General features: G+C 71.8%; 18 protein-coding genes. 6 read left to right on the forward strand and 12 right to left on the reverse strand.

Annotated elements, in window-relative coordinates; genetic code table 11:
* Positions 1–64: 64 nt before the first annotated feature.
* Both ABD883_RS12795 and ABD883_RS12800 read right to left on the reverse strand, forming a co-directional pair.
* Positions 65–781 carry a Maf family protein gene (locus tag ABD883_RS12795; RefSeq protein WP_295689929.1) on the reverse strand — a complete coding sequence of 239 codons (717 nt, stop codon included), beginning with the start codon at positions 779–781 and terminating at the stop codon, positions 65–67.
* The gene (locus ABD883_RS12800; protein WP_345032596.1) at positions 778–1,728 is read right to left on the reverse strand and encodes an SGNH/GDSL hydrolase family protein; all 951 of its coding nucleotides are present in this window, start codon (positions 1,726–1,728) and stop codon (positions 778–780) included. The genes ABD883_RS12795 and ABD883_RS12800 overlap by 4 nt, the downstream gene beginning before the upstream one ends.
* Positions 1,729–1,776: 48 nt before the next feature.
* Between ABD883_RS12800 and ABD883_RS12805 the strand changes: the two genes are divergently transcribed.
* Positions 1,777–3,243, forward strand: coding sequence for an AI-2E family transporter (locus tag ABD883_RS12805; RefSeq protein WP_295690283.1), 1,467 nt, complete (start codon positions 1,777–1,779; stop codon positions 3,241–3,243).
* A 106-nt stretch (positions 3,244–3,349) separates the two neighbouring features.
* Here ABD883_RS12805 and greA read toward each other — a convergent pair whose 3' ends face one another.
* Both greA and ABD883_RS12815 read right to left on the reverse strand, forming a co-directional pair.
* On the reverse strand, positions 3,350–3,847 hold the full coding sequence (gene greA / locus ABD883_RS12810; RefSeq protein WP_137319241.1) for a transcription elongation factor GreA: 498 nt from the start codon (positions 3,845–3,847) through the stop codon (positions 3,350–3,352).
* A 99-nt stretch (positions 3,848–3,946) separates the two neighbouring features.
* Complete coding sequence (locus ABD883_RS12815) at positions 3,947–4,372, reverse strand: DUF4307 domain-containing protein (protein ID WP_295690282.1); 426 nt, start codon at positions 4,370–4,372, stop codon at positions 3,947–3,949.
* A gap of 131 nt (positions 4,373–4,503) precedes the next feature.
* On the opposite strand from ABD883_RS12815, the gene mca reads away from it, so the two are divergent.
* Together mca and ABD883_RS12825 are read left to right on the forward strand one after the other, a co-directional pair.
* Positions 4,504–5,487: a mycothiol conjugate amidase Mca gene (mca, locus tag ABD883_RS12820; protein ID WP_247618876.1), complete on the forward strand. Its 984-nt coding sequence runs from the start codon at positions 4,504–4,506 to the stop codon at positions 5,485–5,487.
* Positions 5,484–5,816, forward strand: coding sequence for a hypothetical protein (locus ABD883_RS12825; protein WP_247618875.1), 333 nt, complete (start codon positions 5,484–5,486; stop codon positions 5,814–5,816). Before mca ends, ABD883_RS12825 begins: the two co-directional genes overlap by 4 nt.
* 15 nt (positions 5,817–5,831) lie before the next feature.
* On the opposite strand, the gene trhA is transcribed toward ABD883_RS12825, so the two are convergent.
* Complete coding sequence (gene trhA, locus ABD883_RS12830; RefSeq protein ID WP_265808482.1) at positions 5,832–6,593, reverse strand: PAQR family membrane homeostasis protein TrhA; 762 nt, start codon at positions 6,591–6,593, stop codon at positions 5,832–5,834.
* 60 nt (positions 6,594–6,653) lie between these two features.
* Between trhA and uppS the strand changes: the two genes are divergently transcribed.
* Both uppS and phoH2 read left to right on the forward strand, forming a co-directional pair.
* Positions 6,654–7,442, forward strand: coding sequence for a polyprenyl diphosphate synthase (uppS, locus tag ABD883_RS12835; RefSeq protein ID WP_137319245.1), 789 nt, complete (start codon positions 6,654–6,656; stop codon positions 7,440–7,442).
* A gap of 203 nt (positions 7,443–7,645) precedes the next feature.
* Entirely contained in the window at positions 7,646–8,950 is a 1,305-nt protein-coding gene (phoH2, locus tag ABD883_RS12840; protein ID WP_247618872.1) for an RNA 5'-3' helicase PhoH2, read from the forward strand.
* 25 nt (positions 8,951–8,975) lie between these two features.
* Here phoH2 and ABD883_RS12845 read toward each other — a convergent pair whose 3' ends face one another.
* The 5 genes from ABD883_RS12845 to glpX form a co-directional block, all read right to left on the reverse strand.
* Positions 8,976–9,458: a heme-binding beta-barrel domain-containing protein gene (locus ABD883_RS12845; RefSeq protein WP_247618871.1), complete on the reverse strand. Its 483-nt coding sequence runs from the start codon at positions 9,456–9,458 to the stop codon at positions 8,976–8,978.
* Positions 9,455–10,249: a class I SAM-dependent methyltransferase gene (locus ABD883_RS12850; protein ID WP_295690276.1), complete on the reverse strand. Its 795-nt coding sequence runs from the start codon at positions 10,247–10,249 to the stop codon at positions 9,455–9,457. The genes ABD883_RS12845 and ABD883_RS12850 overlap by 4 nt, the downstream gene beginning before the upstream one ends.
* Before the next feature lie 108 nt (positions 10,250–10,357).
* Positions 10,358–11,761 carry a class II fumarate hydratase gene (locus ABD883_RS12855; protein WP_295690275.1) on the reverse strand — a complete coding sequence of 468 codons (1,404 nt, stop codon included), beginning with the start codon at positions 11,759–11,761 and terminating at the stop codon, positions 10,358–10,360.
* Between the two features lie 83 nt (positions 11,762–11,844).
* Positions 11,845–12,570, reverse strand: a complete 726-nt coding sequence (locus ABD883_RS12860; protein ID WP_366938855.1) for a carbonic anhydrase — start codon at positions 12,568–12,570, stop codon at positions 11,845–11,847.
* Positions 12,557–13,690 (reverse strand): class II fructose-bisphosphatase, encoded by a 1,134-nt coding sequence (gene glpX, locus ABD883_RS12865; protein WP_137319250.1) that lies wholly within the window; start codon positions 13,688–13,690, stop codon positions 12,557–12,559. Before glpX ends, ABD883_RS12860 begins: the two co-directional genes overlap by 14 nt.
* Positions 13,691–13,793: 103 nt before the next feature.
* Here glpX and ABD883_RS12870 point away from each other — a divergent pair, with 103 nt between their 5' ends.
* Positions 13,794–14,366 (forward strand): DUF4245 domain-containing protein, encoded by a 573-nt coding sequence (locus ABD883_RS12870; RefSeq protein ID WP_137319251.1) that lies wholly within the window; start codon positions 13,794–13,796, stop codon positions 14,364–14,366.
* A gap of 39 nt (positions 14,367–14,405) precedes the next feature.
* Here the strand turns inward: ABD883_RS12870 and ABD883_RS12875 are convergent, their stop codons facing one another.
* Both ABD883_RS12875 and xseA read right to left on the reverse strand, forming a co-directional pair.
* Positions 14,406–14,669, reverse strand: coding sequence for an exodeoxyribonuclease VII small subunit (locus ABD883_RS12875; protein WP_247618867.1), 264 nt, complete (start codon positions 14,667–14,669; stop codon positions 14,406–14,408).
* On the reverse strand, positions 14,666–15,994 hold the full coding sequence (gene xseA / locus ABD883_RS12880) for an exodeoxyribonuclease VII large subunit (protein ID WP_295690405.1): 1,329 nt from the start codon (positions 15,992–15,994) through the stop codon (positions 14,666–14,668). Before xseA ends, ABD883_RS12875 begins: the two co-directional genes overlap by 4 nt.
* Positions 15,995–16,115: the final 121 nt, after the last annotated feature.

The raw sequence follows: 16,115 nt of genomic DNA on the forward strand, positions 1-16,115 counted from the left end.
ACACTTGTCGCCGATCGACAAAAGACTTGGATGAACTTCTTCCGGCGCCGCGGGAGTGTCGCGCTCAGTCGCGGGCGTCCCACAGGGACGGCCAGAACACGCCGAGCCCGGTGACGAGCCGGCGGAGCACCGGCAGGCTCAGGCCGATGACGTTGTGGTGGTCGCCCTCGATCCCGGTGACGAAGGCGCCGCCGAAGCCGTCGATCGTCAGTGCGCCGGCGACCTCGAGGGGCTCCCCGGTGGCGATGTAGGCGTCGAGCTCGGCCGGGCTCGGCCGGACGGTGCGGATGACGGTGCTCGCCGTCTCGACCGTGATGCCGGTGAGGCCCCATCCCGCCTGCGCGTGCCCGGACGCGGTCGGTGCTGCGTCCGGGGCGGGGCTCCCGGCGGGGGCGTTGCGGTCGAGCCGCGCGACGCAGTGACCGGTGTGCAGGTGGGCCGTGGACCCGCCCATCTCCTCCCACACCCGGCGGGTCGCCTCGGCGGTGTGGGGCTTGCCCACCGGCCTGCCGCCGAGCTCGAGGATCGAGTCCGAGGCGATGAGCACCGCGGTGCCGGAGTCCCCGGGGATGGCCGCGGTGCCGGTGAGGATGCGGTCGAGCACGGTCCGGCCCTTCGCCTCCGCGAGCACCCCGGCCAGCGTGCGGACGTCGGCATCCGGATGGGCGGCCTCGACGGCGGCCTCGTCGACGTCGGAGACGATGACGTGCGGCGTGATGCCGGACCCAGCGAGGATCCTCCGGCGCGACGGCGAGGCGGAGGCGAGGACGACGGCGGTCATGCGGAGAGCTCCTCGGGATCGGCGGCCGGTCCGGCGGAAGCCGGGGGCGGGGGTGCGTCGGGCTCCGCGGCGGGGTGCGCGGTGGGCTCGGTGCCGGGGGCGATCGACACGGGCGCGGCGAGGTCCTCGGCGATCCGGCGGACGATCGCCGCGGCGAGCTGTGCGCAGCCGAGCACGCTCGGATAGCGGCCGCCGGCGCTGACCAGCCCGATCCGGGTGGTGCCGGCGAGCGTCTGGTTGAGCGACACGGGCAGCGCACCGGTGCTCACCGCGGTCAGCCACTGGGAGCCCGACAGCACACGCGAGCTGCGGCGGAGCACGTCGCGCAGCGGTCGGCCGATCGAGGGGAGGAGGCCGAGGTTGGGCACGGTGAGCACGATGACCCGGTACCCGCCCTCGCGCTGCAGCCGGTTGATCACCGTCGACAGGACCGGCAGGCCGATCGTGCCGCTGATCGGATGGACGAGGTCGGCGGTGCCCATCGACACGACGGCGTAGCGCGGTTCGCCGCCGCCGGTGCGCGAGCGGCGCATCCGGCGGTCGGTGAGCACGGCCGACACCTGCCCGAGGAGGTCGTCGGCCCCGGCGGACGGCGCGGCGACGACGCGCAGCCGCACGTCCTCGCCGATGAGGCGGGCCACGCCGCGGGCGATGAGCATCCCCTGGGTGCGGCGTCGGGAGCCGACGTCGAGGCCGGCGACCCACGAGTCCCCGAGCACGGCGACGGCCGGCAGGTCCTCGTCGGCGCGGCTCTCGACCAGCGGGATGCCGCGGCCGGTGGAGCGGTCGACGCGGAGCGCGGGCTGCGGCACCGGGCGGCGACCGTCCTGCTCGACGGCGGTCCGCAGACGGGCGGATTGGAGGCGCAGCTGCACGGTGCCGAGCGCGAGCGCGAGCGCCGGCATGCCGACCCCGAGCGCGAGCCCCCACTTCGTCGTTCGCCGCATCCCCGTCCTTTCGGTTCCGTGGCGAGTCTAGGCGATACAGTGGGGCCCATGGCCAACGAGACCCGGACCGGGATGACCCGGCGACTGCGCAGTGTGTGGGACGAATTCAGGCTCCGTCGCGACCAGGCGGCCCAGCGCCCCGGCGGCAGCTTCGGCACCCTCGCCCCCGGGCCGGCGGTCTATGCCGAGCCGACCGAGGACGAGCTCGGGCGCGGGGCCTACGAGCCCTACGTCGCCCCGCCCATGCGGCTCGCCGCGGCGTGGAGCTGGCGCACCATCGTCGTGCTCGCCGGGATCGGGGTCGCGCTGTGGCTGCTGTCCAAGGTCAGCATGATCGTCCTGCCGGCGCTCATCGCGCTCCTCATCTCCGCGCTCCTGTCCCCGCTCGTCGGCCTGCTGCGCCGGATCGGGCTGCCCCAGGTGCTCGCCTCGTTGATCTCCTTCGTCGGCTTCATCGTGTTCGTCGTCGGCCTGCTCTACCTCGTCGGCCAGCAGATCGTCGTCGGCTTCACCGACCTCGCCGACCAGGTCGTCGCCGGCTTCCGCTCGATCAGCGACTGGCTCCAGGGCAACCCGTTCGGCCTCGAGTCCGCGCGCATCTCCCAGGCGATCGACGACGGCGTCAACCAGGCCACCGCGTACCTGCAGAGCCACTCCTCGCAGATCCTCGGCGGGGCGGTCGGCGCGGCGAGCTCGGTGGGCAGCTTCCTCACCGGTCTCCTCCTCACCCTGTTCACCGCCTTCTTCTTCCTCTACGACGGCCGCAGCATCTTCAGCTGGTTCGTCGGGCTCCTGCCCAAGCCCGCCCGTGCCCAGGCGGAGGGCGCGGCGCTGCGCGGCTGGCAGACCCTCGTCCAGTACGTGCGGGTGCAGATCATCGTCGCCGGCGTCGACGCGGTCGGCATCGGCATCGGCGCGTTCTTCCTCGGACTGCCGCTCGTCATCCCGCTCACCGTGCTCGTCTTCCTCGGGTCCTTCATCCCGATCGTCGGTGCGGTGGCCACCGGCGCCATCGCGGTCATCGTCGCGCTCGTCTCGCAGGGCTTCGTCTCCGCGCTCATCATGCTCGGCGTCGTGCTCCTCGTGCAGCAGATCGAGGGCAACGTCCTGCAGCCGTTCATCATGGGCAAGGCCGTCTCCGTCCACCCGCTCGCGGTGGTCCTCGCGGTGGCCGCCGGCGGCTTCCTCTACGGCATCCCCGGCGCGCTCTTCGCCGTCCCGCTCATCGCGGTGATCAACACCGTCGTCCTCTACCTCTCCGGCAAGGACGTCTTCGCCCCGGACGAGGAGGCGAAGACGACGGTCGAGGACGGCGAGGAGAGACCCGTGCTCGACGACGACCCGGACGACTCCCCGCTGCGCACCTCGCTGCAGGAGGAGCAGGACCCGGCGCCGCAGGCGCACGGATCGTCCGCGCGCGGCTCACAGGCGAAGGACGCCGCGCAGGCACGCGGCACAGATGCACCGGCCTCGGGGCGCGGACCCGGCTCGGGGGATCCCGACACCCGGCTCTGAGTCGGGGTCCGGCCGCCGGGCGCACCGACGCGAACGGCCCGGGGCGTGAGCCCCGGGCCGTTCTGCTGCGTCGATCGCTGCGTGCCGGATGGTCTCCGGCGGCGCATCAGCCGGTGTAGGCCTCGATGCGCTTGACGGTGACGGCGATGGTCTTGCCGCTGGGCGCCTCGTACTCGGCGGTGTCGTCGACCTTCTTGCCGTTGACGGCCGCGCCGAGGGGAGCCTGCTCGGACACGACGTTGATCGTCTCGTTCTCGTCGACGATCTCGCGGGAGCCGAGCAGGAAGGTGAGCTCGCGGCCGCCGGCGTCGACGGTGATGACCTTGCCGGGGGAGACCACCGTGGTGTCGGTGTCGGTCTCGCCCACCTGGGCGCGCGCGAGCAGGTGCTCGAGCTGACGGATCCGGGCCTCCTGCTTGCCCTGCTCCTCGCGTGCGGCGTGGTAGCCGCCGTTCTCCTTGAGGTCGCCCTCGTCGCGGGCGGCCTCGATGCGCTCGGCGATCTCGACACGACCGGGCCCCTTGAGGTGCTCGAGCTCCTTGGTCAGGCGATCGAAGGCCTCCTGGCTGAGCCAGGTCTCCTCACCCGTGATGTCCTCGGTCATGTCACTCCTAATCCCGGCCGCAGGCTGCGGCCGAACTGCAATGAGAACTCCCGGGAGCCGGTCGGCTTCCGGGAGTGAACAGTGTTCGAAGGCTCCAGTTTAGTCGAGGAACCAGCAGGAATCCACATGCCCGCTCGCCGCGAGCTGGGTGGTCGCGATGTCGAGGCGGAGCTGCGCGGGGCGGGATTCGTCGGCCGCCGGGTCCGGATCGACGGTGACCTCGCGGAAGCCGACGATCGCCTCCTGCTCGTTCGTCGCCTGCACGATGCACTCGATCGTGCGCTCGGCGTCCGGGACGACCGACACGTGGGCGATGGTGCGGGTGGAGTCGACGACCTCGTAGCCGATCGTCGTGGGATCGGTGGGGGTGGTGCGCGGGGCGAAGGAGTACCAGGCGGCGAGCGCGATCATCACGGCGATGCCCGCGGCGGCGGCGATCGCGAAGCCGCGCCGGCGCGGCGGCCGGCCGGCCGGTGGGCGGGCGCTCCCGTACCGTTCGGCGATGGCGGCGTGTGCCGTGGTCATATGCAGTCGATCCCGATTCGTCTCGTGTCCGTGCGGCGCACTAATCTAGAGTAGTCGAATTGTCGTCCCACCGGAGAGCCCGCCCCCGCGGCGCGGACCCGGTGGGCCCGTGTCGAGAGGTACCGCCACCCATGAGTCACCCGTCCTCGGAGTCACTGCCCTACCACGGACTGCGTCTGCTGGCGGTGCACGCTCACCCCGACGACGAATCCTCCAAGGGGGCGGCGACGACCGCCCTCTACGCCGAGCGCGGGGCGCGGGTGATGATCGCGACGATGACCGGCGGGGAGGCCGGGGACATCCTCAACCCGGCGCTGCTCCAGAGTCCGCAGGCCGCCCGCGACATCGCCGGGCTGCGCCGCGACGAGATGGCCCGCGCGGCCGCCGAGCTCGGCGCCGAGCACCGCTGGATCGGCTTCGTCGACTCCGGGCTGCCCGAGGGCGACCCGGCCGTCGAGACCCCGCACGGCTGCTTCTACCGGACCCCCACCGCGGTCGCTGCACGTCCGCTCGTGCACCTCATCCGCAGCTTCCGGCCGCACGTCGTCACCACCTACGACGAGCTCGGGGGCTACCCGCACCCGGACCACATCAAGACCCACGAGGTGACGATGGCGGCAGTCGAATCCGCCGCCCACCCGGAGGACAACCCGGAGCTCGGCGAGCCCTGGCAGGTGCAGAAGGTCTACTACAACCAGGACCTCTCCCCGACGAAATGGCTCATCATCCACGAGCGGATGCTCGCCGACGGGCTCGAATCGCCGTTCGGCGAGATGCTCGAGCGCTACCGGGAGCGGGCGGACACGCGTCGCACCTGGCTGTCGACCCGGATCGAGTGCCGCGAGCACTTCGAGCAGCGCGACCGTGCGCTGCTCGCCCACGCCACCCAGATCGATCCGGAGGGCGGGTTCTTCACCGGGGCCCGTGAGGCCTCGAAGAAGTACTGGACCTCGGAGGAGTTCGAGCTCGCCCTCGACTTCACCGGACGGGACCCGCTCGACGGCGCACAGGAGTTCGTCGAATCGGATCTGTTCGCCGGCGTGATCGACGACTCAGGGCGGCGAGTGCCCGACACCGGACCCCTGGGCCAGGGTGCCCGAGAGGACGAGGGATGAACGCCGCACTCATCGCGCTGGCCCAGTCGCCGGCGCCCACCGAGGACATCGAGTACCCGGACCCGGTGCTCGTCACCCCGGGCACCATCGGCTTCCTCGTGACGTTCTTCATCGTGGTCGCGGCCATCTTCCTCATCCGCGACGCGCTCAAGCGCGTGCGCCGCGTGCGCGCCAAGGACCACGCGGTCGACCGCTACCCGATCCCGATGCGGCGTCCGGGCGAGGAGAACCAGCCCCTCAACCACGGCCACGACGGGCAGGGCGATGCCGTCGGACCCGACTCGGATGTCGCGGACACGGATGCCGGGGACACCCCGCCTCGCACCTGAGCCGGACCGCCCGGCTCAGAGCTCGGGGTTCGTCGTCACCGCGCCGACGAGCAGGGCGGCGAGATGGCAGCCGAAGCCGAGCACCGTGAGGGTGTGGAAGATCTCGTGGTACCCGAACACCCGCGGGGCGGGGTCGGGCCGCTTGATGCCGTAGATCACCGCACCGGCGATGTAGAGCGCGCCGCCGACGATGACGAGGATCGCGACCGCGGGGTTCTCCTGCCAGATCTGGGGCAGGTGGCCGACCCCGGTGACCCCGATCCCGACGTAGACGGGGACGAACAGCCAGCGCGGGGCGGTCGTCCACACGATCCGGAAGATCACCCCGAGGATCGCACCGATCCACATGATGCTCAGCAGCACGGTGGCCGCGCCGCGATCGAGCATGAGGACGGCGAGCGGCGTGTAGGTGCCGGCGATGATGAGGAAGATGTTCGCGTGGTCGAGGCGGCGCAGGAGCAGCCGCACCCGCATCCGCCAGCGCCCGCGGTGGTAGACGGCCGAGGTGCCGAACAGCATCATGCCGGTGACGGTGAACACCGCCGCGGCCATGCGCGAGGCGATGGTGGGGGAGAGGATGATGAGTGCGAGCCCGCCGATCACGGCGAGCGGGAACGCCCCGGCGTGGATCCAGCCGCGCCACGAGGGCCTGATCTGCCCGGCCAGCCGACTGAGCTCGAGGCGGATCGCGCGGCCGCGCCGGCTGCCGTAGAAGCTGCCGCCGCCGGCGGGTGCCTCGGAGGGGGGTTCGGGCGGCCGGGTGACGGGGGAATCCATGCCACCGATTCTATCGGGCGCCGCATGCCGCTCCCGCGCGGGCCGGGTACGCTGAGGACCATGCGCGTGAAAGGAACTCTGCAGTCGGCGCTCTACCGACTCTACGACCACCGCATCGTGCGCAGGATCGCCCCCGGCGAGCAGGTGCCGCGCCATGTCGGGATCATCACCGACGGCAACCGGCGCTGGGCCAAGGAGTTCGGCACGACCACCGAGCACGGCCACCGGATGGGCGCCGGGCGGATCCTCGAGTTCCTCGGCTGGTGCGAGGAGATCGGCGTCGAGGTCGTCACGCTCTATGTGCTCTCGAAGGAGAACCTCGCCCGGCCCGCCGAGGAGGTCGCGGCGCTCACCGACATCATCGCCCGGATGGCCTCGGACATCGCCGACCGGGAGACCGCCTCGGTGCAGCTCGTCGGTGACCTGGGGATGATCCCCGAGCCGCTGCGCTCCCAGCTCATCGGCGCCCAGCAGCGCTCCGCCTCCGGCGAGCCCACCGCCAAGCTCCTCACCGTCAACGTCGCGGTGGGCTACGGCGGTCGGCAGGAGGTCGTCGACGCGGTGCGCAGCTGGCTCACCGAGGAGCGGGCCGCCGGAGCCACGCTCGACGAGGCGCTCGAGAGCCTGAGCGAGGCCTGCATCTCCGAGCACCTCTACACCCGGGGGCAGCCGGACCCGGACCTCATCATCCGCACCTCCGGCGAGCAGCGCCTGTCCGGGTTCCTCATGTGGCAGTCCGCGTACTCCGAGTTCTACTTCTGCGAGGCCTACTGGCCCGACTTCCGGCGCACCGACTTCCTCCGCGCCGTGCGCTCCTACGGGCAGCGCAACCGCCGCTACGGGCGCTAGCCGCACCCGAGGGAAGATGCCGGCGCTGCGATTCAGCCGCTGTTCATCCTGCTGTCACACGCCGGTCCGGCGCGCCGCCGGTCGCGACCGGGAGCCGCGGGTAGGTTGAGGAGCAGTTGGCCGACACCAACCCGGGGTGCACATCTCGTCGGGGAAGGACAGGGAACGGGCGCCTCGGCAGACGATGCACAGGGGAGCCCAGCATGACCGCATCATCCCGCACCACCTACGTCCTCGACACTTCGGTGCTGCTGTCGGATCCGAACGCGGTGTACCGCTTCGCCGAGCACGAGGTGGTGATCCCGCTCATCGTCGTCAGCGAGCTCGAGGGCAAGCGCCACCACCCGGAGCTCGGCTTCGCCGCCCGCAAGGCGCTCAACATGCTCGACGAGTTCCGGCAGGAGTTCGGTCGTCTCGACGAGTCGCTGCCGCTCGGCGAGGAGGGCGGATCGCTGCGGGTCGAGATCAACCACGTGGACTCCTCGGGCATGCCGGTGGCATTCGACCGCGGGGAGAACGACACCCGCATCCTCGCCGTCGCCCGCAACCTCCAGGCCGAGGGCGACGCCGTCATCGTCGTGACGAAGGACATCCCGATGCGCGTCAAGGCCTCCGCGCTCGGCCTGCGCGCCGAGGAGTACCTCGCCGAGCTCGCGATCGACTCCGGCTTCACCGGCCTGTCCGAGGCGGCGCTCGACGAGGCGGAGATGAAGACGCTGTTCGACACCGGGCACCTCGAGACCGAGGCCGTCGCCGGGGAGATCGTCAACACCGGGCTCGTGCTGAGCTCGCCGCGCGGTTCCGGGCTGGGCCGGGTCGTGGGGCCGAACCGGATCAAGCTCGTGCGCGGGGACCGGGATGTGTTCGGCGTGCACGGGCGCTCCGCCGAGCAGCGGATCGCGATCGATCTCCTCACCGATCAGGACATCGGCATCGTGTCCCTCGGCGGGCGGGCGGGCACCGGGAAGTCCGCACTCGCGCTCATGGCCGGCCTGCAGGCCGTGCTCGAGGACCGGACGCAGGAGAAGATCATGGTGTTCCGGCCGCTCTATGCCGTCGGCGGGCAGAACCTCGGCTACCTGCCCGGTTCCGAGGGCGAGAAGATGAACCCGTGGGCGGAGGCGGTGTTCGACACCCTCGGAGCCCTCGTGTCGAAGAACGTCATCGACGAGGTCGTCCACCGCGGGCTGCTCGAGGTGCTGCCGCTCACCCACATCCGCGGCCGCTCCCTCCACGACGCCTACGTCATCGTCGACGAGGCGCAGTCGCTCGAGCGCAATGTGCTGCTCACGGTGCTCTCGCGCCTCGGGCAGAACTCGCGCGTGGTCCTCACCCACGACGTCGCCCAGCGCGACAATCTGCGGGTGAGCCGCCACGACGGCGTCGCCGCGGTGATCGAGAAGCTCAAGGGGCACCAGCTGTTCGCCCACATCACCCTCACCCGCTCCGAGCGCTCGGCGATCGCGGCCCTCGTCACGAGCGTCCTCGAGGAGTACGACATGCACTGACCCGGTGCGGGTGCGCAGCGGAGGCTCAGGGCTCTGCCGGGGCCCGCTCGAGCCGCGCGGCGAGGTGGTGGGTGAGCGGCAGGCCCACCGCGGCCATCGCGAAGTCCACGGCGAGCACGTCGCCGGAGAGCCGGTAGACCCGCTCGGTCGTCTTCACGGGCTTCGCGCTCGCGGAGTTGACCACCCGGGAGCGCAGGCGGATCTCGAAGCCGTCGTCGTGTGCGGCGAGCGTGCCCTCGGCGAGCTCGGTCTGCCCGGTGGGCTGGGCGAGGACGATCTCGATGCGCCCCTCACCGGGGGAGCGGAGGAACCCGGTCTCGGTGTGGAGCGGCCGGCCGTCGGGCGCCCAGGTGCGCTGTCGGTAGGCGAGGAACGGCTTCCCTACGTCGGTGAAGGTCAGCTCCTCGGTGTAGTCGAAGGAGTCGATCGTCGGGTACTCGCCGTGGCCGGGCCCGCGCCACACCCCGAGCAGGGCGGAGAGCGGGACGAGGTGCGGATGCAGGGTCATGCCCCATGGTAGGCAGGCGGCCGGTGGGCCGTCACCCGGAAGCGCTTCTGCGTCACCTGGATCGGGGCGGCGTCGAGCCGGACGAGGGTCTCGAGGTGGTCGTCGACGGCGAAGCCCGGGACGTCCCAGGGGACGAGCCCGAGGTACTCGACGAGCGCCTCGGCGTCGCGGAACTCCATCGTGCCCGCCCAGTCCTCGGCGCGGTCCACCGTGAGCCCGGCGGCGGCGAGCTCCGCGACCATGATCGGCAGGCGCACCTCCGCGTGGAGCGGCGCGCCGCCGAACCACTCGCGCAGCTCCCCGGCCTCGGTGCCGTCGACCTGCTGGGTGAGCAGCATGCCGCCCGGGCGCAGGCAGCGGGCGACCTCGGTCGCGGCGAAGGATTCGTGCCGGGCCATGACGAGGTCGAGCGAGGCGTCGGGGAACGGCAGCCGGTCACCGGCCTCGGAGTCGTAGGCGAGCACCTCCACCCCGGCCGGGGCGAGGGCGGCCCGGGCGACGGGCAGATTCGGCTCCCACCCCTCGGTCGCGGTCACGGTGGGCCGCTGCTGCCCGGGCTCTGCCGGCGCCCTCCCCGTCGGCAGGCCGGCGAGGAGGGCGAGGAGCCGCTCGCCGCCGCCGGTCCCGAGGTCCGCTGCGGTTCGGGACGCGCCCAGCGCGGTGCGGCAGTCGGCCTCGAAGTCCCACGGCGGGTCGTCGGCGCGCAGCCGACCGTCGAGGCGGGAGAAGTCCCAGCCGGTCATCGTCGCCTCCGCATGCGCGGCGCGCAGGCGAGCAGCGAGCTCGCGCATCGCTCGTCTCCTGTCGAACAGCATCGAGCGGTCGCTTCCCTGGCGTTCCGGGGCAGGAGGCCGGAGGGAAGCGACCGCTCGACGACGGTGACGCCGTGGGCGTCGGTTCTACCTGTAGTCGCCGATCATCGTGGTGACGTCGAGGGCCTTGTCGAGGTCGGCCTCGGTGATCGAGCCGTCCTCGACGAAGCCGAGGTCGATCGTCGCCTCCTTGACGGTCATCTTGCTGTTCACCGCGTGCTTGGCGATCTTCGCCGCCGCCTCGTAGCCGATGACCTTGTTGAGCGGGGTGACGATCGAGGGCGAGGCCTCGGCGAGGAAGCGGCAGCGCTCCTCGTTCGCGGTGAGCCCGTCGATCATCTTGTCGGCCATGACGGTGGAGACGTTCGCGATGAGGCGGATCGACTCGAGGAGGTTCTTCGCCATCACCGGGATGCCCACGTTGAGCTCGAAGGCGCCGTTCGTCGAGGACAGGGCGACCGTGGTGTCGTTGCCGATGACCTGGGCGGCGGCCTGGATCGCGGCCTCGCAGATCACCGGGTTGACCTTGCCGGGCATGATCGACGAGCCGGGCTGGAGGTCGGGGATGTGGAGCTCGCCCAGGCCGGTGTTCGGGCCCGATCCCATCCAGCGCAGGTCGTTGTTGATCTTCATGTAGCTGTAGGCGATCGTGCGGAGCTGGCCGGACACCTCGACGAGGCCGTCGCGGTTGGCCTGCGCCTCGAAGTGGTTGCGCGCCTCGGTGATCGGCAGGCCGGTCTGCTCGGCGAGGAGCTCGACGACGCGGGAGGAGAAGCCGGCCGGGGTGTTGATGCCGGTGCCTACTGCGGTGCCGCCCTGGGGGACCTCGGCGACGCGGGGGAGCGAGGCCCGGATCCGCTCGATGCCGTAGCGGACCTGCGCGGCGTAGCCGCCGAACTCCTGGCCGAGCGTCACCGGGGTGGCGTCCATGAGGTGGGTGCGGCCGGACTTGACGACGTTCTCGAACTCCTTCGCCTTCTTCTCCAGCGACGTGGCGAGGTGCTCCATCGCGGGCGTGAGGTCGTGGACGAGCGCCGAGGTCACGGCCACGTGGACCGAGGTCGGGAACACGTCGTTCGAGGACTGCGAGGCGTTGACGTGGTCGTTGGGGTGGACCTCGATGCCCTCGCCCTCGAGCGCACGGGTGGCCAGGGTGGCGAGCACCTCGTTGGTGTTCATGTTCGAGGAGGTGCCGGAACCGGTCTGGAACACGTCGATCGGGAACTCCCCGTCGTGCTCGCCGGCGATGACGGAGTCCGCGGCGGCCTGGATCGCCTTCGAGCGGGCGGCATCGAGGACCTCGAGCTCCTCGTTCGCGCGCGCCGCGGCCTTCTTGACCTGGGCCAGCGCGGCGATGTGGGCGCTCTCGAGCGTCGAGCCGGAGATCGGGAAGTTCTCGACGGCGCGCTGCGTCTGCGCCCGGTAGAGGGCCTGGGAGGGGACCTTGACCTCGCCCATGGTGTCGTGCTCGATGCGGAATTCTTCGCTCATGCTTCTTCTCAGCTCCTTGCTGGTGTCGTGATGCGGGCTGCGGGCCCGCGCCTCAGGGGTCGGGGGTGTGGGCGGCGGTCGGATCAGGCGGCGGGTTCGGGGGCGGAGTCGGCCTGCGGCGTCTCGGTGACGCCGCTCGCATCGAGCTTCGCGACGAGGTTGACCCGGCCGTCGGCGAGCCGGTAGGTCAGCCCGGCGATGACGAGGCGGCCGTCCTCGACGGCCTGCCGCAGGATCGCCGAGCGCTGGGGGAGACGGCGCACGGTGTCGATGGTGTTCTGCACGACGGTGCCCTGGACGTCGCCGCGCCCCGCGCCGGTCGCGCGGACCACCGAGGGGAGCAGCTTGGACACGACGTCGGAGATGAAGCCCTCGGGCATGTCACCGGTGGCGAAGGAATTCAGCGCGGCCGTGATCGCCCCGCAGCTGTCGTGTCCGAGCACGATGAGCAGCGGGGTGCCGAGCACCTCGACGCCGTACTCGAGGCTGCCGATCGTCACCGAGTCCGCGACCTGGCCGGCGGTGCGGACGACGAACATCTCGCCCAGCCCGACGTCGAAGATCATCTCCGCGGCGACGCGGGAGTCCGCGCACCCGAACAGGGTGGCGAAGGGGGCCTGTGCAGCGGTCAGCGCCTCGCGGCGGGAGGCGTCCTGGTTGGGGTGCGCCGGGGTGCCGTCGACGAACCGCTGGTTGCCGTCCATGAGGCGCCGGTAGACCTCCGAGGGGGTCTGCGCCTGCTGCGGTGCGCTCGCGGATCCGGGCGCTGCCCGTTCCGGGGAGCCGGATCGCGGATCAGACGAGGCCACGGCGCGCGGCCTCCTCCGCGGCTTCGACGTAGGAGTGGGTCTTCTCGAGCTGGTGCTCGGCGTAGACGTTGCGCACGGTGCCGGACTTCGAGCGCATGACGAGCGAGTGGGTGAGCACCCGCCGTCCTTCGTAGCGCACACCCTCGATGAGGTCGCCCTCGGTGATGCCGGTGGCGACGAAGTACGTGTTGTCGCCGGTCACGAGGTCATCAGTGTTGAGCACGGCGCCGAGCTCGAGGCCGGCGGCCTCCGCGTTCTCCCGCTCCTCGTCCGACTGCGGCCACAGGCGGCCCTGGATCACGCCGCCGAGCGCCTTGATCGCGCACGCGGTGATGATGCCCTCGGGGGTGCCGCCGATGCCCATGAGCATGTCGATGCCCGAACCGGGGCGGCACGCGGCGATCGCCCCGGCGACGTCGCCGTCGCTGATGAGGCGGATGCGGGCGCCGGCCTGCCGCACCTCGTCGATGAGCTGCGCGTGGCGCGGGCGGTCGAGGATGACGACGGTGACCGAGGACATGTCGGTGCGCTGGCCCTTGGCCTTGGCCACCCGGCGGATGTTCTCCGCCACCGGCAGGCGCAGGTCGATGGCGTCGGCGGCCTCGGGGCCGGTGACGAGCTTCTCCATGTAGAACACGGCGGACGGGTCGTACATCGCGCCGCCCTCGCTCACCGCCATGACGGAGATCGCGTTGGGCATGCCCTTGGCGGTGAGCGTGGTGCCGTCGATCGGGTCGACGGCGACGTCGCACTTGGGCCCCTGGCGATCGCCCACGGACTCGCCGTTGAAGAGCATCGGCGCCTCGTCCTTCTCACCCTCGCCGATGACGACGGTGCCGTCCATCCGGACGGTGGAGATGACGTTGCGCATCGCGGCGACGGCGGCGCCGTCGGCGGCGAGCTTGTCGCCGCGCCCCACCCACGGGGCGGCGGCGATCGCCGCGGCCTCGGTGACGCGGACGAGCTCGAGGGCGAGGTTGCGGTCGGGCCCGCCCTCGGCGTCCCGGAGCTTCTGGGTCCAGGAGTCGGTGACCGCGACGGGCGGGGTCTCGGCACGGCCTCCGCCGTGGTGCGCCTTCTCGGTCTGGGCTGGGGTCTCTGACGGCGTCGTCTCACTCATAGGCTCATTGTGCCACCCGCGCGGGCCGGGCAACCACCGCCCCGGCATCGGTTCGGTGGCTCCCCGGTTTGGACCGGTGCCCGCGACACGGGACAATGGCCGGGTGAGTGACACAGGAAGAGTCCCGGTGCAGCCCGGTTCGCGCGAGGAGATGCGGCGCATCCGGATGTCGTCCAACTGGGTGAACATGGTGATCGCGCTCGGCGTCTGCCTGGCCGCGGTCCTCGTCGCGTTCGCTTTCGTGCCGCGTCCGGAGATGGAGCTCACCCGAGAGGTCGACTACGTCGGGATGGCGGAGTCCGCCCAGACCTCGGCCGACTTCACCCTCGCCGTGCCCGCGCTCCCCGAGGGGTGGACGAGCAACGAGGCGAACCTCGAGCCCATGGGCACCCCGGCCGTGGAGACCTGGTACGTGTCCTGGGTGGGCCCGGAGCGCGAATGGATGTCGCTGCGGCAGTCGCAGGGCAACGACAACTGGGTGCGCTCGATGGTGACCGACGAGCTGTCCGAGTCCGGCACGCGCGAGATCGCCGGGCAGACCTTCACCGCCTATGAGAACTCCCGCGGCGACCAGGCGCTCGTCGGCGAGGTCGACGGCACGACCGTCGTCCTCAAGGGCACCGCCGCCTGGGAGACCTACGACCGCTTCGCCACGGAGATCGTCGAGGGCGCCTGAGCGGCGGCTTGCGCGGACCGCTCTCAGTCCTCGGAGTCCTCAGCCCTCGGTGTCGGCGCGCTTCGCCTTCGCGGTCTCGAGCTTCTCGCGGGCGCCGTCGAGCCAGGCCTGGCAGCGGTCGGCGAGCGCCTCGCCGCGCTCCCACAGCCGCAGCGACTCCTCGAGCGGCAGGTTGCCGGCTTCGAGACGGGTGACGGCAGCGACGAGCTCGGCCCGCGCCTCCTCGTAGCTCAGGTCCGCGATGTCGGGCTCCGCGGAGCCCGCGCCCGCGGCGTCCGGGGTATTCGTCGTGGTCTCGCTCATGCGGGTTCTCCTCCTGTGCCGGAACGGGCTGCGGTGTGGTGATCGGGTTCGGGGTGGACCTCGGTGACCTGGGCCGCGAAGCCGCCCTCGGCGACCCGGACGCGCACGGCCTGCCCGGCGGCGAGCTCCGCCGAGGACCGTACGGCCGCACCGTCGGCGGTCTGCACGACGGCGTAGCCGCGGGCGAGCGTGTTGCGCGGGGACAGGGAGCGCACCTGTGTCCGCAGGTGCTCGATCTGGGCCGAGGCGTGGCGGACCGCCGCACTCCCGGACTGCCAGGCGCGGGCGCGCAGCGCCTCGACGTCCTGGGCCCGGGTGCCGATCATCGACTCCGGGTGGGCGAGCACCGGCCGGGAGCGGACCGCGGCGAGCGCCTCGGACTCGCGGCGCAGCAGCCGGTCGATCGCGCCGTCGAGCGCTGCCCGGGCCTGGAGGAGGTTCATCCGCTCCTCGTGGATGTCCGGCACGATCCGTTTCGCGGCGTCCGTCGGGGTGGAGGCGCGGAGGTCGGCGACCTCGTCGAGGATCGGCCGGTCGGCCTCGTGACCGATCGCCGACACCACCGGCGTGCGAGCCTCCGCGACCGCCCGGATGAGCGACTCGTTGGAGAAGGGGAGGAGATCCTCGAGGCTGCCGCCGCCGCGCGCGATGACGATGACGTCGACCTCCGGCAGGGCATCGAGCTCCGCGAGCGCCGCCCGCACCTGCGGGACGGCGTCCGGCCCCTGCACGGCGACGGTGCGGACCTCGAAAGCGACGGCCGGCCAGCGCAGCGCGGCATTGCGCATGACGTCCTTCTCCGCATCCGAGTTGCGCCCGGTGATGAGCCCGATCCGGTTCGGCAGGAACGGCAGGCGCTGCTTGCGCTCGGGAGCGAACAGGCCCTCCGCGCCGAGCTGGCGGCGGAGCTTCTCGAGGCGTGCGAGCAGCTCCCCGAGGCCGACCGGCCTGATGTCGTTGGCGCGCATGGTGAGCCGGCCGGCCTTGAGCCAGAAGTCGGCCTTGACGTTGACGACCACCCGTGCGCCCTCCGACAGCGGGGCGTCGATCCGCTCGAGCACGGAGTTCCACACCTGCACCGGCAGGGACATCTCCTCGTCGACGTCGCGCAGTGTGAGATAGCTCGCCTTGCCGCGGCGGTTGAGCTCGATGACCTGTCCCTCGATCCAGACGGCGGACATCCGGTCGATGTAGGTCTTGATGTTGCGGCTGAGCAGGCTGAGCGGCCAGGGGTTGTCCGGGCTCGTCTCCGCGGCGGTCCGCGCCCGCTCGCGGGGCACGTCCGCGCCCAGCGTCCCCGGGGTGCCCGAGATCCTCTGCACCATCTCCCTGCCCTCTCGTTCGGTGTCTGCGCCGAGTCTAGTGCCCGGCACGGACACGGGCGCCCGCTCGCCCCGTCGCGCGCAGGACCCGCCCCGGCGTCGGCTCGGTGGAGGTGCTCAGGTT

Source organism: Brevibacterium pityocampae, from assembly GCF_039541555.1.
GTDB classification, from domain to species: domain Bacteria; phylum Actinomycetota; class Actinomycetes; order Actinomycetales; family Brevibacteriaceae; genus Brevibacterium; species Brevibacterium pityocampae.